The organism is Streptomyces sp. SirexAA-E, from assembly GCF_000177195.2.
Taxonomy (GTDB): domain Bacteria; phylum Actinomycetota; class Actinomycetes; order Streptomycetales; family Streptomycetaceae; genus Streptomyces; species Streptomyces flavovirens.
The window spans coordinates 4,442,073-4,459,936 of record NC_015953.1; the positions used below are offsets into that span (position 1 = coordinate 4,442,073).

General features: G+C 72.4%; 22 protein-coding genes. 17 read left to right on the forward strand and 5 right to left on the reverse strand.

Features of this window, described 5'->3' with window-relative positions; all coding sequences use genetic code 11:
* Positions 1 to 6 precede the first annotated feature (6 nt).
* The 4 genes from alr (at position 7) to SACTE_RS20000 (ending at position 3,311) form a co-directional block, all read left to right on the forward strand.
* Positions 7 to 1,161, forward strand: a complete 1,155-nt coding sequence (gene alr, locus SACTE_RS19985) for an alanine racemase (protein ID WP_014047820.1) — start codon at positions 7 to 9, stop codon at positions 1,159 to 1,161.
* 65 nt (positions 1,162 to 1,226) lie between these two features.
* Positions 1,227 to 2,441 (forward strand): alpha/beta hydrolase, encoded by a 1,215-nt coding sequence (locus tag SACTE_RS19990; RefSeq protein ID WP_014047821.1) that lies wholly within the window; start codon positions 1,227 to 1,229, stop codon positions 2,439 to 2,441.
* Between the two features lie 18 nt (positions 2,442 to 2,459).
* The gene (gene tsaE / locus SACTE_RS19995) at positions 2,460 to 2,993 is read left to right on the forward strand and encodes a tRNA (adenosine(37)-N6)-threonylcarbamoyltransferase complex ATPase subunit type 1 TsaE (protein ID WP_014047822.1); all 534 of its coding nucleotides are present in this window, start codon (positions 2,460 to 2,462) and stop codon (positions 2,991 to 2,993) included.
* Positions 2,994 to 3,119: 126 nt separating this feature from the next.
* Complete coding sequence (locus SACTE_RS20000; protein ID WP_014047823.1) at positions 3,120 to 3,311, forward strand: hypothetical protein; 192 nt, start codon at positions 3,120 to 3,122, stop codon at positions 3,309 to 3,311.
* A gap of 187 nt (positions 3,312 to 3,498) precedes the next feature.
* Here SACTE_RS20000 and SACTE_RS20005 read toward each other — a convergent pair whose 3' ends face one another.
* Positions 3,499 to 4,059 carry a hypothetical protein gene (locus tag SACTE_RS20005; protein WP_014047824.1) on the reverse strand — a complete coding sequence of 187 codons (561 nt, stop codon included), beginning with the start codon at positions 4,057 to 4,059 and terminating at the stop codon, positions 3,499 to 3,501.
* A gap of 170 nt (positions 4,060 to 4,229) precedes the next feature.
* Here SACTE_RS20005 and tsaB point away from each other — a divergent pair, with 170 nt between their 5' ends.
* The 7 genes from tsaB to SACTE_RS20040 all read left to right on the forward strand — a co-directional run bounded on the left by tsaB (position 4,230) and on the right by SACTE_RS20040 (position 8,350).
* A complete protein-coding gene (tsaB, locus tag SACTE_RS20010; RefSeq protein ID WP_014047825.1) occupies positions 4,230 to 4,868 on the forward strand; it encodes a tRNA (adenosine(37)-N6)-threonylcarbamoyltransferase complex dimerization subunit type 1 TsaB in 639 nt (212 codons plus the stop codon).
* Positions 4,865 to 5,356, forward strand: coding sequence for a ribosomal protein S18-alanine N-acetyltransferase (rimI, locus tag SACTE_RS20015; protein WP_014047826.1), 492 nt, complete (start codon positions 4,865 to 4,867; stop codon positions 5,354 to 5,356). Before tsaB ends, rimI begins: the two co-directional genes overlap by 4 nt.
* A complete protein-coding gene (gene tsaD / locus SACTE_RS20020) occupies positions 5,356 to 6,450 on the forward strand; it encodes a tRNA (adenosine(37)-N6)-threonylcarbamoyltransferase complex transferase subunit TsaD (RefSeq protein ID WP_014047827.1) in 1,095 nt (364 codons plus the stop codon). Before rimI ends, tsaD begins: the two co-directional genes overlap by 1 nt.
* On the forward strand, positions 6,447 to 6,716 hold the full coding sequence (locus tag SACTE_RS20025; protein WP_014047828.1) for a hypothetical protein: 270 nt from the start codon (positions 6,447 to 6,449) through the stop codon (positions 6,714 to 6,716). Before tsaD ends, SACTE_RS20025 begins: the two co-directional genes overlap by 4 nt.
* 104 nt (positions 6,717 to 6,820) lie before the next feature.
* On the forward strand, positions 6,821 to 7,285 hold the full coding sequence (locus SACTE_RS20030) for a VOC family protein (RefSeq protein ID WP_014047829.1): 465 nt from the start codon (positions 6,821 to 6,823) through the stop codon (positions 7,283 to 7,285).
* A gap of 116 nt (positions 7,286 to 7,401) precedes the next feature.
* Positions 7,402 to 7,677 (forward strand): DUF1876 domain-containing protein, encoded by a 276-nt coding sequence (locus SACTE_RS20035; protein WP_014047830.1) that lies wholly within the window; start codon positions 7,402 to 7,404, stop codon positions 7,675 to 7,677.
* 55 nt (positions 7,678 to 7,732) lie between these two features.
* A complete protein-coding gene (locus SACTE_RS20040; RefSeq protein ID WP_014047831.1) occupies positions 7,733 to 8,350 on the forward strand; it encodes a hypothetical protein in 618 nt (205 codons plus the stop codon).
* On the opposite strand, the gene SACTE_RS20045 is transcribed toward SACTE_RS20040, so the two are convergent.
* Positions 8,351 to 9,514 (reverse strand): methyltransferase domain-containing protein, encoded by a 1,164-nt coding sequence (locus SACTE_RS20045; RefSeq protein WP_202529545.1) that lies wholly within the window; start codon positions 9,512 to 9,514, stop codon positions 8,351 to 8,353.
* Positions 9,515 to 9,685: 171 nt separating this feature from the next.
* Between SACTE_RS20045 and SACTE_RS20050 the strand changes: the two genes are divergently transcribed.
* The 3 genes from SACTE_RS20050 to groL all read left to right on the forward strand — a co-directional run bounded on the left by SACTE_RS20050 (position 9,686) and on the right by groL (position 12,966).
* Positions 9,686 to 10,642 carry a polysaccharide deacetylase family protein gene (locus SACTE_RS20050; protein ID WP_014047833.1) on the forward strand — a complete coding sequence of 319 codons (957 nt, stop codon included), beginning with the start codon at positions 9,686 to 9,688 and terminating at the stop codon, positions 10,640 to 10,642.
* A gap of 286 nt (positions 10,643 to 10,928) precedes the next feature.
* Positions 10,929 to 11,237, forward strand: coding sequence for a co-chaperone GroES (groES, locus tag SACTE_RS20055; protein WP_003966899.1), 309 nt, complete (start codon positions 10,929 to 10,931; stop codon positions 11,235 to 11,237).
* Between the two features lie 100 nt (positions 11,238 to 11,337).
* Positions 11,338 to 12,966, forward strand: coding sequence for a chaperonin GroEL (groL, locus tag SACTE_RS20060; protein WP_014047834.1), 1,629 nt, complete (start codon positions 11,338 to 11,340; stop codon positions 12,964 to 12,966).
* Between the two features lie 73 nt (positions 12,967 to 13,039).
* Here the strand turns inward: groL and SACTE_RS20065 are convergent, their stop codons facing one another.
* Together SACTE_RS20065 and SACTE_RS20070 are read right to left on the reverse strand one after the other, a co-directional pair.
* Positions 13,040 to 13,813 carry an SDR family oxidoreductase gene (locus SACTE_RS20065; protein ID WP_014047835.1) on the reverse strand — a complete coding sequence of 258 codons (774 nt, stop codon included), beginning with the start codon at positions 13,811 to 13,813 and terminating at the stop codon, positions 13,040 to 13,042.
* 54 nt (positions 13,814 to 13,867) lie between these two features.
* Positions 13,868 to 14,536, reverse strand: a complete 669-nt coding sequence (locus SACTE_RS20070) for an MOSC domain-containing protein (protein WP_019993546.1) — start codon at positions 14,534 to 14,536, stop codon at positions 13,868 to 13,870.
* Positions 14,537 to 14,617: 81 nt separating this feature from the next.
* Between SACTE_RS20070 and SACTE_RS20075 the strand changes: the two genes are divergently transcribed.
* Positions 14,618 to 15,508 carry a LysR family transcriptional regulator gene (locus SACTE_RS20075; protein ID WP_014047837.1) on the forward strand — a complete coding sequence of 297 codons (891 nt, stop codon included), beginning with the start codon at positions 14,618 to 14,620 and terminating at the stop codon, positions 15,506 to 15,508.
* Between the two features lie 66 nt (positions 15,509 to 15,574).
* Here the strand turns inward: SACTE_RS20075 and SACTE_RS20080 are convergent, their stop codons facing one another.
* The gene (locus tag SACTE_RS20080; RefSeq protein WP_014047838.1) at positions 15,575 to 15,907 is read right to left on the reverse strand and encodes a WhiB family transcriptional regulator; all 333 of its coding nucleotides are present in this window, start codon (positions 15,905 to 15,907) and stop codon (positions 15,575 to 15,577) included.
* A gap of 436 nt (positions 15,908 to 16,343) precedes the next feature.
* Here SACTE_RS20080 and SACTE_RS20085 point away from each other — a divergent pair, with 436 nt between their 5' ends.
* The gene (locus tag SACTE_RS20085) at positions 16,344 to 16,955 is read left to right on the forward strand and encodes a response regulator transcription factor (RefSeq protein ID WP_003948568.1); all 612 of its coding nucleotides are present in this window, start codon (positions 16,344 to 16,346) and stop codon (positions 16,953 to 16,955) included.
* A 276-nt stretch (positions 16,956 to 17,231) separates the two neighbouring features.
* Positions 17,232 to 17,807, forward strand: a complete 576-nt coding sequence (locus SACTE_RS20090) for a sigma-70 family RNA polymerase sigma factor (protein WP_014047839.1) — start codon at positions 17,232 to 17,234, stop codon at positions 17,805 to 17,807.
* Positions 17,808 to 17,864 lie beyond the last annotated feature (57 nt).

Here is a 17,864-nt window from a genome sequence, read left to right on the forward strand (position 1 = left end):
CCCGTTATGAATGAGACAGCGTCCCTGAGAGCCCGTGCCGAGATCGACCTCGCCGCCCTGCGCGCCAACGTGCGCGTCCTGCGGGCGCGGGCGTCCGGGGCGCAGCTCATGGCCGTGGTGAAGTCCGACGCGTACGGACACGGCGCGCTGCCCTGCGCCCGGGCGGCGCTGGAGGCCGGGGCCACCTGGCTGGGCACCGCGACCCCGCAGGAGGCCCTCGCCCTGCGTGAGGCCGGTGTCGGCGGCCGGGTCATGTGCTGGCTGTGGACGCCGGGCGGGCCCTGGCGCGAGGCGATCGAGGCGGACATCGACGTCTCGGTGAGCGGGATGTGGGCGCTGCGCGAGGTCGTGGAGGCCGCCACCGCGGCGGGCCGGCCGGCCAGGGTCCAGCTCAAGGCCGACACCGGACTGGGCCGCAACGGCTGCCAGCCCGCCGACTGGCCGGAACTCGTCTCGGCCGCCCGCGGCGCCGAGGAGGCGGGCACCCTGCGCGTCACCGGTCTCTGGTCCCACTTCGCCTGCGCCGACGAGCCGGGCCACCCGTCGATCGCGGCCCAGCTGACGGCGTTCCGCGACATGGTGGCGTACGCCGAGAAGGAGGGCGTGCGGCCCGAGGTGCGGCACATCGCCAACTCCCCGGCCACCCTCACCCTCCCGGAGTCCCACTTCGACCTCGTCCGTACCGGGATCGCCATGTACGGCCTCTCGCCCAGCCCCGCCCTGGGCACCCCGGCGGACTTCGGGCTGCGCCCCGTGATGACGCTCTCCGCCTCGGTGGCGCTCGTCAAGGAGGTGCCGCCGGGCCACGGCATCAGCTACGGCCACCACTACACGACCTCCGCCGAGACGACGCTCGCCCTGGTACCGCTCGGCTACGCGGACGGCATCCCGCGCCACGCCTCCGGGCGGGGGCCGGTGCTGATCGACGGTGCCGTCCGCACCGTCGCGGGTCGCGTCGCCATGGACCAGTTCGTGGTCGACCTCGGGGGCGACACCCCGCGGCCCGGCGCCCGGGCGGTGCTGTTCGGACCGGGGGACCAGGGCGAGCCCGGCGCCGAGGACTGGGCGGTGGCGGCGGACACCATCGGCTACGAGATCGTCACCCGTATCAGCGGACGCGTGCCCCGGGTCCATCTGCACGCCTCGCCCGAGCGGGGCTGACACCCGGCCCGGCGCGTCCGGGCCCTCCACCGACGAGGCAGACGACGGCGAAGGAGTACGGCACGGTGAGCGAGACCACCGCGGGTGCGGGGGACGTGGCGGCGACGGCGGCCGTCGCGGCGGCCGGCTGGCGCCGGGCGGGCTTCGCCGGAGCGGCGATAGGGGTGCTCGCGGCGGGCGCGGCCGCCGGGGTCGCCGTCGAGCGGCTCACGGTCGGGCGCGGCATGCGCAAGAAGGCCCGGCTGGCCCTGGACGCCTCCGGCCCGTACGGCTCGCTGCGCGGGCAGCCCGGCCGGGCCGTCGCGGACGACGGAACCGAGCTGTACTACGAGGTCGACGAGGTCGAACCGGAATCCGCCCCCGGCCCCGGCGCGAAGGGAAGCGGCACCGGTCCGCGCCGCCGCCGGCTCTTCGGGCGCAAGGCGCCCGGCCCCGTCACCGTCGTCTTCAGCCACGGCTACTGCCTCAGCCAGGACTCCTGGCACTTCCAGCGGGCCGCGCTGCGCGGCCTGGTCCGCACGGTGCACTGGGACCAGCGCAGCCACGGCCGGTCCGGGCGGGGCCGCGACCAGGCCCAGGGCGTACCGCTCGGCATCGACCAGCTGGGACGCGACCTGAAGGCGGTCATCGACGCGGCGGCCCCCGAGGGCCCGCTGGTGCTGGTCGGGCACTCCATGGGCGGCATGACGATGATGGCGCTCGCCGACCGCCACCCGGAACTGATCCGTGACCGGGTCGCCGCGGTCGCCTTCGTCGGGACCTCCAGCGGGAAGCTCGGCGAGGTGAACTTCGGGTTGCCGGTGGCGGGCGTGAACGCGGTACGCCGGGTGCTGCCCGGGGTGCTGAGGGCCCTCGGCTCGCAGACGGAGCTGGTGGAGCGGGGGCGGCGGGCGACCGCGGACCTGTTCGCGGGGCTGATCAAGCGGTACTCGTTCGGTTCCCGGGACGTGGACCCGGCCGTGTCGCGGTTCGCGGAGCGGCTCATCGAGTCGACCCCGATCGACGTGGTCGCCGAGTTCTACCCCGCCTTCACCGAGCACGACAAGAGCGGGGCGCTGCCCGCCTTCCGGGACGTCCCGGTGCTGATCCTGGCCGGCGACAAGGACCTGGTGACCCCCAGCACGCACAGCGAGGCCATCGCGGACCAGCTGCCGGACGCGGAACTGGTCATCGTGCCGGACGCCGGGCACCTGGTGATGCTGGAGCACCCGCAGACCGTCACGGACCGGCTCGCGGACCTGCTGGTACGGATCGGAGCGGTTCCGGCCGAAGCGCCCTGATCCTCTACCGTTGCCCGCATGGAAGCAGCGCAGAACGGCCCGGCGGCTGCCGCCGGCGCACCGGGCACCGTCACCCTGGACCTCGCCGTCGAGTCCCCCGAACAGATGCGGGATCTGGGCCGCCGCATCGCGGCCGTGCTCGCCCCCGGCGACCTGGTGATGCTCACCGGCGAACTCGGCGCCGGCAAGACCACCCTGACCCGCGGTCTCGGTGAGGGCCTCGGCGTACGCGGTGCCGTGACCTCACCCACGTTCGTGATCGCCCGCGTCCACCCGCCGCTGGGCACCGGTCCCGCCCTGGTCCACGTCGACGCGTACCGCCTGGGCGGCGGGCTCGACGAGATGGAGGACCTGGACCTCGACGTGTCGCTGCCGGAGTCGGTCGTCGTCGTGGAGTGGGGCGACGGCAAGGTGGAGGAGCTCGCGGAGGACCGGCTGCACGTGGTCATCGACCGCGCGGTCGGCGACACCGACGACGAGCGGCGCACGGTACGGCTGGTCGGCATCGGGGCCCGCTGGTCGGGGCTGCGGACGGAGCTTCCGGGGGCCTGATCCCTCTTTTCCCGACAAGGCGTCGGGAAAATGTTGCGCCGAGGGCGGCGGGCGTGGTCACATGGGAAAGGAGACTTGGTTAGGTCTACCTAACCACGTCCTGAGCCAAGGCCCGAGGAGGCATGCATGCCGACACCCGAGCGTGAAGTGGAGCCGCAGGTGCCGCGGACGGATCCGCCGGCACCGGCCGCCGTGTCGATGAAGGACCTGCTGGCCTCCTGTGCCGCCGCGACGGCGGTCTCGACACCGCCCCGCGAGGAACCGGCGGCCGACGCCGACGAGGAGACCCCGCTGAGCGCCCGACGCGACGCGGCCTAGGGCTTGTTTCGAAAGTCCCGCCTGTCCGGCGACGCCTGGCACGCACGCTCGCTGCGTTGTCGGTATCGCCCCGATACATCCAGTATCGGGGCGACCCTCCGCCTTGCGATCGCACGCACCAGACGCCGTCGGACCCGCCCTCCGGGCGGACGGCGCTACTTTCGAAACAAGCCCTAGCCGGCCCGTCCTACGGAACGACGACCACCGTCGCGCCGATCGTCGCGAAGGTCCACAGCGCGTTGCCGTCGGTGCGCTCCATCCGGACCCCGCCCGTCTTCATCGAGGGGTCCGGGGCCTTCATCGAGCCGTCCTGCGCCGCGCTGAACCCCACCGACACGTCACCGACGTCCGCGAACCGCACCACGTGTTCGATCGGTACCCCGTCCGAGCCCTTGATGCTGCCGGAGCGGGAGGACACCCGGTACTCGCCGGGCAGCGGGCTGACCGAACTCGGCATGACCGGGAACGTCCGCAGGGACTTCTCCCGGGCGTCCACGAGCCACACCCGCCGCTCCGCCAGCGCGTAGACGACGCGCGCTCCCGTACCGGAGTCGGCGGGGACGGCCGTCGGGCTCCTGGGCGGTCCGGGCTTCGGGGACGCCCCGGGGCTCACGCCGGCAGAGGCCCCGGCCGAGGGCGCGCCGACCGAGTCGGGCGCGTTCGCCGACGCCTGACAGGCGAGGAAACCCACCGCGGCCACCGCCGCGGCAGTGAGACCGGCCACGATCGCGGAGCTGCCCTTGGCCACCGTGAGCTCCCTTCCACAGGCCGTCCGTCGTATGTCCTACAAGCATGTACGTCGTACATCCCGGCTACCCGCGCGACGCTACCAGCAGCGCGGGCGCCCGCCGGGAAGCCGTACGGGCTGCGATCGGCCGGTCGGCGGAGCCGTAGGCTGTTCGTGTGCTCCTGCTCGCCATGGATACCGCCACCCCCGCCGTCACCGTCGCCCTGCACGACGGCGACCGCGTCGTCGCCGAGACGGGTCAGGTCGACGCCCGCCGGCACGGGGAACTGCTGCTGCCCGCCGTCGACCGGGTCCTCGCCGAGGCGGGGGTGAAGCTCGACGCCGTCACGGACGTGGTCGTCGGGGTCGGCCCCGGCCCGTACACCGGGCTGCGCGTCGGCCTGGTCACCGCGGCGACGTTCGGCTCCGTCCTGGCCGTACCCGTGCACGGTGTGTGCACCCTCGACGGCCTCGCCCACGCGGCCGGCGTCGAGGGCCCCTTCGCGGTGGCCACGGACGCGCGCCGCAAGGAGGTCTACTGGGCGCGCTACGAGGACGGCCGCACCCGGACCGGCGAGCCGGCCGTCGACCGGCCCGCCGACATCGCCGAGCGGCTCGCCGGACTGCCCGTCGTCGGGGCCGGCGCCCTGCTCTACCGGGAGGCGTTCCCCGACGCCCGGGGGCCCGAGCACGTGAGCGCCGGAGCCCTCGCCTCCGTCGCCGCCGAGCGGCTGGCGGCCGGCCGGGAACTGCTGCCCCCGCAGCCGCTCTACCTGCGCAGGCCCGACGCCCAGGTCCCGAAGAACTACAAGGTGGTCACTCCGCAGTGACCACCGCGACCGCTGTGCTCCGCGAGATGCGCTGGTGGGACATCGACCCGGTGCTGGAGCTCGAACACGAGCTGTTCCCCGACGACGCCTGGTCGGCCGGCATGTTCTGGTCCGAGCTGGCGCGCGCCCGCGGCCCCCGGGCCACCCACCGCTACGTCGTCGCCGAGAACCCCGCCGACGGCCGCGTCGTCGGCTACGCGGGCCTCGCCTCGGCCGGCGACCTCGCCGACGTCCAGACGATCGGCGTGAGCCGGAGCCACTGGGGCGGCGGACTCGGCTCGGAACTCCTGACCGACCTGCTCCGGCACGCCACCGCCTTCGAGTGCGCGGCGGTGCTCCTGGAGGTCCGTGTCGACAACACCCGCGCGCAGAAGCTCTACGAACGCTTCGGCTTCGAGCCCATCGGCTTCCGCCGGGGCTACTACCAGCCGGGGAACATCGACGCACTCGTCATGCGCCTGACCGTACAAGGAACAGAGACAGACTGATGGCTGACGAACCGCTCGTACTCGGTATCGAGACCTCCTGCGACGAGACCGGCGTCGGCATCGTGCGCGGTACGACGCTGCTCGCCGACGCCGTCGCGTCCAGCGTCGACACCCACGCACGATTCGGCGGGGTCGTCCCGGAGATCGCCTCCCGCGCCCACCTGGAGGCGATGGTCCCCACCATCGAGCGCGCCCTGAAGGAGGCCGGGATCAGCGCCCGCGACCTCGACGGCATCGCGGTCACGGCGGGACCCGGACTGGCCGGCGCGCTGCTCGTCGGGGTATCGGCGGCCAAGGCGTACGCGTACGCGCTGGACAAGCCGCTGTACGGCGTCAACCACCTCGCCTCGCACATCTGCGTGGACCAGCTGGAGCACGGCCCGCTGCCCGAGCCGACCATGGCGCTGCTGGTCAGCGGCGGGCACTCCTCGCTGCTGCTGGCCCCCGACATCACCGCCGACGTACGGCCGCTGGGCGCCACCATCGACGACGCGGCGGGCGAGGCCTTCGACAAGATCGCCCGGGTGCTGGACCTCGGCTTCCCCGGTGGCCCGGTCATCGACCGGCTGGCGCGCGAGGGGGACCCGGCGGCGATCGCGTTCCCGCGCGGGCTGACCGGCCCGCGCGACGCCCCGTACGACTTCTCCTTCTCCGGCCTCAAGACGTCCGTGGCCCGCTGGATCGAGGCCAAGCGGGCGGCCGGCGAGGACGTGCCCGTGCGCGACGTGGCGGCGTCCTTCCAGGAGGCCGTCGTGGACGTGCTCACCCGCAAGGCCGTGCGGGCCTGCAAGGACGAGGGCGTCGACCACCTGATGATCGGCGGCGGGGTCGCGGCCAACTCACGGCTGCGCGCGCTGGCCGAGGAGCGGTGCGAGCGGGCCGGGATCCGGCTGCGGGTGCCCCGCCCCGGACTGTGCACGGACAACGGCGCGATGGTCGCCGCCCTGGGCGCCGAGATGGTCGCCCGCAACCGCCCCGCCTCCGACCTGGAGCTCTCCGCGGACTCCTCGCTGCCGGTGACGGAGACACACGTGCCGGGGGCGCACAGCCACGACCACGTGCACGAGGTCAGCAAGGAAAACCTGTACTCATGACCGTCGCCCTGATGTGGGAGGCCCGGGCCACCGCGGGCCGGGGCTCCGAGCTGCTGGAGTGGGCCCGGGCCCGCACGGCCGAGCTGGCCCGGCGGCCGCTGGGCAGCGAACTGCTGCGCGCCCCGCAGGACCGGGTGCTGGTCCTGACCTGGTGGGACGCCGCGTACGACGCCGAGTTGCCGGAGCTGCCGGAGCCGGACGCGGAGCTGGTGACCCGCGCGGTGCACCGCTGGCGTTTCGAGTCGCTCGGTCCCGCGGACGGCTGAGCGGCACACGCCGCAGGGCGTGTCCCGATGAGTTCCCGGGCCCGGACCGGTCTACCTTGCACAGCGTCCTCGGGACGCACCCGCACCGCGCGAGGGAGAAGACCATGCAGAAGATCAGGCCCTGTCTGTGGTTCGACGACCAGGCCCGGCAGGCCGCGGAGTTCTACGTCTCCGTCTTCGGCGGGGACTCGGCGGTCCTGGACATCACCTACAACGGCGAGGCTGCCCCCGGCGAGACCGGCACCGTGCTCACCGTGGACTTCCGGCTGGCCGGCCAGGAGTACACGGCGCTCAACGGCGGCCCCGCGTTCACCTTCTCCGAGGCGGTCTCCCTCTCCGTCGACTGTGAGTCCCAGGAAGAGGTGGACCGGCTCTGGGCCGCCCTCACCGAGGGCGGCGCGGAGAGCGACTGCGGCTGGCTCAAGGACAAGTACGGCTTCTCCTGGCAGATCGTCCCGCGCGTCCTGCCCGAGCTGCTCGGCGGCCCCGACAAGGCCAGGGCGGAGCGGGTCATGAAGGCGATGCTCGGGATGCGGAAGCTGGACGTCGAGACGCTCCGCAACGCCTGAGAGCCTGCCGGGTCCTGCGACGGAGCGGTCACCGGGACAGGCTCCGAACCGGCGGCGCGTGCGCCCTCCGGCCGACGGGCGCACCCTTGAAGCAGGACTCCCGGGAGGTGACCGACATGACGCAGGCCACGGTCGGATGGCACATCGAGCTGGAATTCGAGGAGGACACCCAGCGGACCCGCGCCGCCGCCCTGGTACGGCTCGGCGACGGGACCGAGGTGCGCGCCCACGGATACGCCAGCCGCCACCCATCCGACACCGAACAGCCCAGGGTGGGCGAGGAGATCGCCGGCGCCCGGGCACTGAACGAGCTGGCGATGAAGCTGCTCACCAAGGCCCACGACGAGATCGACGAGGCGTCCGGCCGGGCCTCCTACCCGCTGACCCCCTGACCGTCCCACCGGTCGTGACCCGGCCCGAGGCCCCGGGATCGGTAACCTCCCGTGCATGGCACGCCGTTCACCGCTCCCGCCGCCTCCGCCGCCCGTCGGGATCCGCACCTGGCCCGACCGTGACGCCCTGCTCCGGGACCGGGCGGTGGTCCTGGGCGAACTCGTCAGGACGCACATCGGCCCGGGGTCCCTGGGGGTGCTGCTGGTGTGGGCGGGTCTCGGCGCGGTGGGCTGGGGACTCGTCGGCTCCGGCCTCCTCGCCTTCGAGGAGGGCTCCGACCCCTTCGGTGTGATGCTGGGCGTCGCCCTCGCCGTCGTCGGTATCTGCTGCCTCGTCCCCTCCGCCGTGTTCGTCGCCCTGGGCGTGGCGCGTGACCGGCGGGTACGCCGCCTCATGGACGCGTGGGGCGGGCTGGAGCCCGATCCGGAGGGCGACCTGCGGCTGCGGGCACCCCGGGCGAGCACCGTCTGGCTGGTGCTGTCGTTCCTGCTGTGCGCGGTGGGCCTGTTCGTGTGCGTGTCCGTCCCGGCGACGGCCCGGCCGGGGGAGGACACCTACGGGATGGTGGCCCTGTGGATGGGGCTCGGCCTCATCGCCTGGCTGACCGGGCTGATCGGCCTGGTCAAGGCGTTCACCCACCGCCGCTGGGTGCTGCGGACGGCCCGCCGCTGATCAGGGCCGCTTCATCGGCTGCCCGACCAGCATGGTCGGGGCCCCGGCCACCCGTGTCAGGAAGACGGTCGCCGCGTTCGGTCCCTGGAGCTTCATCTTCCGGCGCAGCTCCTCCGGCTCGACCGCGGAGCCGCGCTTCTTGACGGTCAGGACCCCGACGCGCCGCTCCCGCAGGAGGGCCTTCAGCTTCTTCATGTTGAAGGGCAGCTGATCGGTGATCTCGTACCCGGTCGCGTACGGCGACACGTACGGCTCGTCCGCGGTGACGTACGCGATCGTCTCGTCGACCAGCCGGCCGCCGCACTCCTCCACCACGGCGGCGACCAGATGTGCCCGGATGACGGCGCCGTCCGGTTCGTACAGATAGCGGCCGACCGGGCCCACGGGCGGGGCGGGGAGCGGGCCGGCGGCGCTGAGGGTCGCGCCGGACGGGAGCAGGGTGGCCCGGAAGGTGCCCGGCTCGACGTCTTCGCCGAACCAGAGCACGGCCTCCTTGACGTCACCGCCGTCCGAGATCCACTCGGCCTCGGCCTGCGGTCCGACGGCCTCGTGCGGGACGCCCGGAGCGATCTTCAGGGCGGCGCGCGGAGCCTTCAGCGCGGCCTCGGTCGCCCAGGACAGCGGTGGCGAGTACGCCTCCGGGTCGAAGATCCGGCCCCGCCCGCCGCGTCGGGCCGGGTCGACGAAGACCGCGTCGTACGGGGTGGTGTCGATCTCCGTGACGTCGGCGCACCGGACCTCGATGCGGTCCTGGAGGCCCAGGGCCTCCGCGTTGGCGCGGGCGACCTGGGCGGTGAGCGGATCACGGTCCACGGCCAGCACCGAGATGCCCGCCCGGGCCAGGGCGATCGCGTCGCCGCCGATCCCGCAGCACAGGTCGGCGACGCTCCGGACGCCGCCGAGCCGGGCGAACCGCTCGGCGCGGTGGGTGGCGACCGGGGTACGCGTCGCCTGTTCCACCCCGTCGGGCGTGAAGAACATCCGGTACGCGTCCGCCGCCCCGAACTTCGCCACCGCGCGCTGCCGCAGCCGGGCCTGGCCGAGCGCCGCCGAGACCAGGTGGGCCGGATGGCTGCGGCGCAGCCGGGTCGCGGTGGCCAGCTCCCGGGCGGGGTCGTGGTCGCGCAGTTCGTCCAGGAGAGCGGTGCCCTGGGGGGTGCGCAGGGCGGCGAGGGCGGCGAGCGGGTCGGCCGGGCCGGCCTCTGCGGTCGGGCGGGCGGCGTCGGGCGGGGGGAGGGCGTTCACCGGTCCATTGTGAGCCAGTCGGGGAGACCGGGCGGAGCCGGTGGAGTGTCGGGACGGGGGCCCGGAACACGGCTGGCAGGATGCGGCGCCATGCAGACAGTACGACAAAACGAAAAATTCTCCGTGAAACCCCACAGACCGGTCTGCGCGCTCGCGGCCGCCCTGCTGGTCGCCGCCCTCGCCTCCGGGTGCGCCGACGGGGGCGGTGACACACCGGTCCGCGAACAGCCGGCCTCGCCCGCGGCGGGCCGGCCGGGGGCGGCGGCCGCCCAGGCGGGGCCCGCGCCCGCGGTGGACTCCCGGGCCGAGGAGAGGAAGCAGCAGCAGGCCGCACGCGTGGTCGCCGCGAAGAAGTGGGGGCTCGCGCAGGTCCCCCTGGCCGCCCCGGAACCGCCCGCGCGGAAACCCCGCATCGCCACCCGCGAGGGGTTCGAGATCGACGGCGCCGAGGGCGAGGACCTTCCCCCGGTCTTCACCACCGTGCCGACGAAGGAGCGGATCGTCTTCCTGACGATGGACGACGGCGCGGAGAAGGACCCCGAACTGCTGCGGATGATGACGGAGCTGAACATCCCGTACAGCGCCTTCCTCAGCGACTACGAGGTGAACGACGACTACGGCTACTTCGCGGAGATGCAGAAGCGCGGCGTCACCCTCAACAACCACACGCTCAACCACCCTTACCTGCCCGGTCTCTCGGCGGACGAGCAGCGCGAGGAGATCTGCGGCGAGCAGGACAAGATCGAGGAGCACTTCGGGAAGCGGCCCGCGCTCTTCCGGCCGCCGTACGGCAACTACAACGGCGACACCCTGCGCATCGCCAAGTCCTGCGGCGTCAAGGCCGTGCCCCTGTGGGCCGCCGAGGCGTTCCCCGACCACATGGAGTGGCGGGAGTGGGACCAGGACCTGCACCCCGGCGACATCATCCTGACCCACTTCCGCGGGCGGTCGGACTGGGACGCGTCCATGGCCGACATGGTCCGCCACGTCATGAAGACGGTCACCGACAAGGGATACGCGGTGGCCAGGCTGGAGGACTACGTCTGACGGAACGCTCCCGGACCGGACCCCGCCGTGCGGAACGCCGCGGCGGGGTTCCGCGTTGTGCCGGGCGTGAGGACGGTCCGTCCACGCCACGCGAGAGTGCCGAATTGGCACTCCGCTTGACCGAGTGCTAACCGCGGCCATAGTCTCAGGTCTGGCACTCCCCCCTGGAGAGTGCCAGCACCACCGCGCGACAGGGCAGGTCCGGCACCCGCGACGACGGATCGACCTGGTCGCCACCCCACAGACTGTTAAACCCCGTGAGATCTCCGAAGGGGGAGACCGGATCGTGTCGACCACCAGCTCCAAGGTTGCGATCAAGCCGCTCGAGGACCGCATTGTGGTCCAGCCGCTCGACGCCGAGCAGACCACGGCTTCCGGCCTGGTCATTCCGGACACCGCCAAGGAGAAGCCCCAGGAGGGCGTCGTCCTGGCCGTGGGCCCGGGCCGCTTCGAGAACGGCGAGCGCCTGCCGCTCGACGTCAAGACCGGCGATGTCGTGCTGTACAGCAAGTACGGCGGCACCGAGGTGAAGTACAACGGCGAGGAGTACCTCGTCCTCTCGGCGCGCGACGTTCTCGCGATCGTCGAGAAGTAATTCACCCACGTTTGCTTCCGTTCTGCGCCCCTGGCCCCCTGCGAGATGACTAGCCGGGCGGCAAGGGGCGCAGTTCGTTCGAGAGGACACATCTCAGCCCATGGCGAAGATCCTGAAGTTCGACGAGGACGCCCGTCGCGCCCTTGAGCGCGGCGTCAACAAGCTTGCCGACACCGTGAAGGTGACGATCGGTCCGAAGGGCCGCAACGTCGTCATCGACAAGAAGTTCGGTGCCCCCACCATCACCAACGACGGTGTCACCATCGCGCGCGAGGTCGAGCTCGACGACCCGTACGAGAACCTCGGCGCCCAGCTGGTGAAGGAGGTGGCGACCAAGACCAACGACGTGGCCGGTGACGGCACCACCACCGCCACCGTCCTCGCCCAGGCGCTGGTGCGCGAGGGCCTGCGCAACGTCGCCGCGGGTGCCTCCCCGGCCGCCCTGAAGAAGGGCATCGACGCCGCCGTGCAGGCCGTGTCCGAGGACCTCCTCGCGACCGCCCGCCCGATCGACGACAAGGCCGACATCGCCGCCGTGGCCGCGCTCTCCGCGCAGGACCCGCAGGTCGGCGAGCTCATCGCGGACGCGATGGACAAGGTCGGCAAGGACGGTGTCATCACCGTCGAGGAGTCCAACACCTTCGGTCTGGACCTCGAGTTCACCGAGGGCATGGCCTTCGACAAGGGCTACCTCTCGCCGTACATGGTGACCGACCAGGAGCGTATGGAGGCCGTCCTCGACGACCCGTACATCCTGATCCACCAGGGCAAGATCGGCTCGATCCAGGAGCTGCTCCCGCTGCTGGAGAAGGTCATCCAGGCGGGTGGCTCCAAGCCGCTGCTCATCATCGCCGAGGACGTCGAGGGCGAGGCGCTCTCCACCCTCGTCGTCAACAAGATCCGCGGCACCTTCAACGCCGTCGCGGTGAAGGCCCCGGGCTTCGGCGACCGCCGCAAGGCCATGCTCGGCGACATCGCCACCCTCACCGGTGCGACCGTCATCGCCGAAGAGGTCGGCCTCAAGCTCGACCAGGCCGGTCTGGACGTGCTGGGTACCGCCCGCCGCGTCACCGTCTCCAAGGACGACACGACCATCGTCGACGGCGGCGGCGACTCCGCCGACGTCAAGGGCCGCGTCAACCAGATCAAGGCCGAGATCGAGTCCACGGACTCCGACTGGGACCGCGAGAAGCTCCAGGAGCGCCTCGCGAAGCTGGCCGGCGGCGTCTGCGTGATCCGTGTCGGCGCCGCCACCGAGGTGGAGCTCAAGGAGAAGAAGCACCGTCTGGAGGACGCCATCTCCGCGACCCGCGCCGCGGTCGAGGAAGGCATCGTCTCCGGTGGTGGCTCCGCGCTCGTCCACGCCGTCAAGGTCCTCGAGGGCAACCTCGGCAAGACCGGTGACGAGGCCACCGGTGTCGCGGTCGTGCGCCGCGCCGCCGTCGAGCCGCTCCGCTGGATCGCGGAGAACGCGGGCCTCGAGGGCTACGTCATCACCTCGAAGGTCTCCGAGCTCGACAAGGGCCAGGGCTTCAACGCCGCGACCGGCGAGTACGGCGACCTGGTGAAGGCCGGCGTCATCGACCCGGTCAAGGTCACCCGCTCCGCCCTGGAGAACGCCGCGTCCATCGCGTCGCTGCTGCTCACGACCGAGACCCTGGTCGTCGAGAAGCCGGCCGAGGAAGAGGCCGAGGCGGGCCACGGCCACGGTCACGGCCACTCCCACTAGTACGGCTCCGTACACAGCCGAGGCCCGGTGCCCCCGTCGCGGGGGCACCGGGCCTCGGCCGTGGCTCGCCCGCCTACCGCGGGCCGTAGGTGCGGCCCGCACGTGAGGTGACCCCGCCCAGCAGGGCCCGGGGAGTCACCTTCACCAGACCCATCAGCGCCTTGTACCGCGGGTCGGGAATCGACACGGACGTACCCCGGGTCAGGTCCGCCAGGGCCGCGGTGACCACCTTGTCGGCGTCCAGCCACATCCAGCCGGGGATGTTGCCGGTGCCCATACCGGCCCGCTCGTGGAACTCGGTCCGCACGAAGCCGGGGCACAGCGCCATCAGCCGCACTCCCGTGCCCGCCAGGTCCTTCGCCACGCCCTGGGTGAACTGCACCACCCACGCCTTCGACGCCCCGTACGTGCCCCGGGGCAGGAAGGCCGCCACCGAGGCCACGTTGACCACCCCGCCGCGACCGCGCTCCCGCATGCCGGTCACCGCGGCCGACGTCAGCCGCAGCACCGCCTCGCAGTGCACCTTCAGCATCGTCAGCTCGTCGGCCAGCGGTACGTCCAGATAACGCCCCTTGTTGCCGAACCCGGCGTTGTTGACCAGCAGGTCGACCGGGCTGACCCGGTCGCCCAGCCGTGCCTCGACCGTCTCGATCCCCGCGTCCGTGGAGAGGTCGGCCGTCAGCACCTCAGCCTCGATGCCGTGCCGGTCGTGCAGCTCCGTGGCCTGGACCCGCAACCGCTCGGTGTCACGTGCCACCAGCACAAGGTTGTGCCCGTCGGCCGCGAGCCGCCGTGCGAAGGCGGCGCCGAGGCCCGCCGTCGCGCCCGTAATCAGTGCAGTCGTCATACGCGGCACGTTAGTGCCCCGGGGGCACGGGCCGCCGACCAGCCCGGGGAGCGGTCAGGAACGCCGGGCGGCCACGAACTCCCGGGCCGTCCGCAGCGACTCACCGTGCAGCGCGTCCCCGGCGGCCAGCAGACTCGGCAGCAGCTGCCGCTCGGTCGTCACGGCACGGAACTGCAGGGCGGCCGTGACGGAGTGCTCCGGCCGGTGCACGATCTCGACCGGGTCGCCCGCCCGGATCGTCCCGGGACGGATGACCCGCAGATACGCGCCGGTCACGCCCCGCTGGGTGAACCGCTTCACCCAGCCCCGCTCACCCACCTGGCCCGCGAACGTACGGCACGGGATACGGCCGGACGTCACCTCCAGGACCAGTTCGCCGCCGACCAGCCAGCGTTCCCCGATCAGCGCCTCGCTGACCGTGACACCCGAGGTCGTCAGGTTCTCGCCGAAGAAACCGTTGGGCACCGGCCGGCCCAGCTCCTGCTCCCAGACGTCGAGCTCCTCACGCGCGAAGGCGTACACCGCCTGGTCGGAACCGCCGTGGTGGCGCAGATCGCACACCGAGTCACCGGCCAGCCCGCTGCCGCCGACACCCTTCGCCCCCGGATCGCTCACCTGGACGGGCCCGTCGACCGGGCGCTTGTCGATACCGGTGAGCCCGTCGGGGCCGTTGGTGTGGACGGAGGCCTCGGGCCGTCCCAGATTCACGGTCAGCAGCTTCATGGCGCACACACTAACCATTCGGCCCTCAAAGGCGCCTCGGAATAATTCGCTCGACCTGCAAGCACCGCTTATGGTTGAAGGGTGATCGAAGCCCGTCATCTCCGAGTCCTGCGCGCCGTGTCGACCACCGGTTCGTTCTCCGCCGCCGCGCGTGAGCTGGGCTGCACCCAGCCCGCGGTCAGCCAGCAGATGAAGGCCCTGGAGTCCTCGGCGGGCACCCCGCTGCTCATCCGTACGGGGCGCGAGATGCGGCTCACCCAGGCCGGGGAGGCGCTGGTCCGCCACGCGTCGGGGATCCTCGCGGGACTGACCGCAGCCGAGGAGGAGGTCGCGGCGATCGCCGGGCTGCGGGCCGGGCGGGTCCGGCTCGTGTCGTTCCCCAGCGGCAGCTCGTCCCTGGTCCCGGGCGCGCTGGCCGCCCTGCGCGCCGAGCACCCCGGCACCCGGGTCTCCCTGGTCGAGGCGGAGCCGCCGCGCTCGGTGGAGATGCTGCGCGACGGGGACTGCGACATCGCGCTGGCCTTCCGCTACGGGGAGACCGGCGGAGAGTGGGACGACCTGGTGGTACGCCCGCTGCTCGCGGACCGGCTGATCGGACTGGTCCCGGAGGGGCACCGGCTGGCCGGCGCGGAGGCGGTCGGCATCGGGGAGCTGGCCGACGAGCCGTGGATCGCGGGCTGCCCGCGCTGCCGGCGCCAGCTGGTGGAGGTCTGCGAGGCGTCCGGGTTCACCCCCCGGATCGACTTCGCCACCGACGACTACCCCGCGGTGATCGGGCTGGTCGGGGCGGGCCTCGGCGTCGCCGTACTGCCGGAGCTGGCCATGGAGTCGGTGCGCCGCAAGGGGGCTCGCACCGTGACGGTGGAGCCGGCGGTGGAGCGGGAGATCGTCGCCCTCACCCTGCCGGACCTCGCCCAGGTCCCCGCGGTGGCGGCCACCCTGGACCAGCTGGCGCGGGCGGCCGCACGCTGACCCGGGCCGTCCCGGGGGCGTGGGTCCGAAGAAACGTTTCTGCGTTCGGTTGCGGCGTGCGGGGTGTCAGGAGGGGCCGGGGTCGTTCTGCGGGGCGCCGGAGTGGGCGGTGATCAGACAGTTCCGGGCGCGGCCCATGAGCTCCTCGCGCTCGTCCTCCGTCAGGCCGCCCCAGACGCCGTAGGGCTCGCGCACCGCGAGCGCGTGCGCCGCGCACTCGGCGCGCACCGGGCAGCGCATGCAGACCTCTTTCGCCGAGGTCTCACGGGCGCTCCGGGCCGCGCCTCGTTCTCCTTCGGGGTGGAAGAACAGCGAACTGTCGACCCCGCGGCAGGCGGCCAGCAGCTGCCAGTCCCACAGATCTGCGTTGGGTCCGGGAAGGCGGGAGAAATCTGCCATTGCGTGTCCCCTCGAAACCTTGCTGAGTCGGAACGGCTTGCTCGACCGTCGGTGGCCGTATGAGGTGATCGTCGGTGGCCGGAGTTCCGACCGTACATCCATGGTGTTAGTAGATGTAAATATGACTTCTTGCGAATCTAGCTACAGACGCCAGCAAAAGTGAAGAAAACCCGCTAAATGGGGCATGTGTGAGGGTGAGTGGCTCGATCGGTGGGCGGTGGACGCCGCGTCGTTCTCCTCCGTACGCGGCCCCTCACTTAGAGTGCCGAACCGGATGCTTCGACCCGTAACTCTTTCGAGTGACCGTCGTTGAGAAGGGGGAGGCGGTTGACGGAGAACGAGCTCGGGCAGATGTCCGAGGGGGTCGACCGCACAGGTGACGACTTGTATCAGCCTGGAGGCTCAAGGTGACGCGCATCAGCTGCGGAGGACGGTCATGACATCCGTCCTCGTCTGCGACGACTCCCCGCTTGCCCGAGAAGCGCTTCGTCGCGCGGTCGCGACCGTGCCCGGCGTCGAGCGTGTGACGACGGCGGCCAACGGCGAGGAAGTCCTCCGCCGCTGGGGAGCCGACCGTTCGGATCTGATTCTGATGGACGTACGCATGCCCGGCCTGGGGGGTGTGGAGACGGTCCGGCGGCTGCTCTCCGCCGATCCCGGCGCCCGGATCATCATGCTGACCGTCGCCGAGGACCTGGACGGGGTCGCGCTCGCGGTCGCCGCCGGTGCCCGCGGCTATCTGCACAAGGACGCCTCGCGCGCCGAGCTGCGGGCGACCGTGACCCAGGCGCTGGCCGACCCGACGTGGCGGCTCGCCCCGCGCCGGCTGCGGTCCGCCGAGATGGGGGCGGCGCCGACGCTCACCGCGCGGGAGATCCAGGTGCTCGAAGGCATGAGCCACGGCCGCTCCAACGCGGAGATCGGGCGCGAGCTCTTCCTCTCGGAGGACACGGTGAAGACGCACGCCAGGCGTCTGTTCAAGAAGCTCGGGGCCTCGGACCGCGCGCACGCCGTGGCGCTCGGCTTCCGCTGGGGCCTGGTCCGCTGACACCCGCGGCGGCCCGGCGGTCGCACGGTCCCGTCCGCGTCCCGCGGACGGGGCGCCGTGGGCACCGGACCCGCCGCCGGACCGGCCCCGCCGGTGCTATGTGACGCTTCCCGGCCGATGCCGCATCCTTGAGGTGTGGAGTTCCTCGGGAACGATTCGGTCGAGCGGAAGGGGAGGGCGCAGGACATGACATCCGGCGCACCCGCTCATAACGCTTCGGTGCACAACTCGGGACGCGATGCCACGGATCAGACGGCCTCAAGGCACCATGGTCCGATGCGCGACGACGAGACGACGGCGATCGGTGCTCTGGTGCACCGTGCCGTCGACGGCGACGCGCAGGCCACGCACGACCTGCTGGCCCACGTCCACCCCCTTGCCCTGCGCTACTGCCGGTCCCGGCTGAGCCGGCTGCCCGGTGATGCCCGTCACTTCGTGGAGGACCTCGCCCAGGAGGTCTGTGTCGCGGTGCTGATGGCGCTGCCCCGTTACAAGGACACCGGACGGCCCTTCGAGGCCTTCGTCTTCGCCATCGCGGGCCACAAGGTCGCCGACCTCCAGCGCGCCGCGATGCGCCATCCGGGATCGACGGCCGTGCCCTCCGACGAGATGCCCGAGCGGCCCGACGACTCACTCGGGCCGGAGGAGCGCGCGCTGCTCAGCAGCGACGCGGCCTGGGCGAAGAAGCTCCTCGCCAACCTCCCGGAGAACCAGCGCGAGTTGCTGGTCCTGCGGGTCGCGGTGGGGCTGACCGCGGAGGAGACCGGACAGATGCTGGGGATGTCGCCGGGCGCGGTCCGGGTCGCCCAGCACCGCGCGTTGAGCAGGCTGCGGGCTCTCGCTGGGCAGTAGGGCGATCTGGCGGTCCGCGGAGCCGGACCGGTGGGAGCTTCGTCACCCTGACCGCGT

Bases quoted from the DNA above. Each gene is read 5' to 3' on its own strand.
- SACTE_RS20040 (WP_014047831.1), top strand. From the start codon at position 7,733: ATGGCACGCCGTTCACCGCTCCCGCCGCCTCCGCCGCCCGTCGGGATC.
- SACTE_RS20035 (WP_014047830.1), top strand. From the start codon at position 7,402: ATGACGCAGGCCACGGTCGGATGGCACATCGAGCTGGAATTCGAGGAG.
- SACTE_RS20080 (WP_014047838.1), bottom strand. From the start codon at position 15,907: ATGGCAGATTTCTCCCGCCTTCCCGGACCCAACGCAGATCTGTGGGAC.
- SACTE_RS20085 (WP_003948568.1), top strand. From the start codon at position 16,344: ATGACATCCGTCCTCGTCTGCGACGACTCCCCGCTTGCCCGAGAAGCG.
- tsaD (WP_014047827.1), top strand. From the start codon at position 5,356: ATGGCTGACGAACCGCTCGTACTCGGTATCGAGACCTCCTGCGACGAG.
- SACTE_RS20070 (WP_019993546.1), bottom strand. From the start codon at position 14,536: ATGAAGCTGCTGACCGTGAATCTGGGACGGCCCGAGGCCTCCGTCCAC.
- groL (WP_014047834.1), top strand. From the start codon at position 11,338: ATGGCGAAGATCCTGAAGTTCGACGAGGACGCCCGTCGCGCCCTTGAG.
- tsaE (WP_014047822.1), top strand. From the start codon at position 2,460: ATGGAAGCAGCGCAGAACGGCCCGGCGGCTGCCGCCGGCGCACCGGGC.
- SACTE_RS20030 (WP_014047829.1), top strand. From the start codon at position 6,821: ATGCAGAAGATCAGGCCCTGTCTGTGGTTCGACGACCAGGCCCGGCAG.
- SACTE_RS20050 (WP_014047833.1), top strand. From the start codon at position 9,686: ATGCAGACAGTACGACAAAACGAAAAATTCTCCGTGAAACCCCACAGA.
- SACTE_RS20025 (WP_014047828.1), top strand. From the start codon at position 6,447: ATGACCGTCGCCCTGATGTGGGAGGCCCGGGCCACCGCGGGCCGGGGC.
- alr (WP_014047820.1), top strand. From the start codon at position 7: ATGAATGAGACAGCGTCCCTGAGAGCCCGTGCCGAGATCGACCTCGCC.
- SACTE_RS20090 (WP_014047839.1), top strand. From the start codon at position 17,232: ATGCGCGACGACGAGACGACGGCGATCGGTGCTCTGGTGCACCGTGCC.
- SACTE_RS20065 (WP_014047835.1), bottom strand. From the start codon at position 13,813: ATGACGACTGCACTGATTACGGGCGCGACGGCGGGCCTCGGCGCCGCC.
- tsaB (WP_014047825.1), top strand. From the start codon at position 4,230: ATGGATACCGCCACCCCCGCCGTCACCGTCGCCCTGCACGACGGCGAC.
- SACTE_RS20000 (WP_014047823.1), top strand. From the start codon at position 3,120: ATGCCGACACCCGAGCGTGAAGTGGAGCCGCAGGTGCCGCGGACGGAT.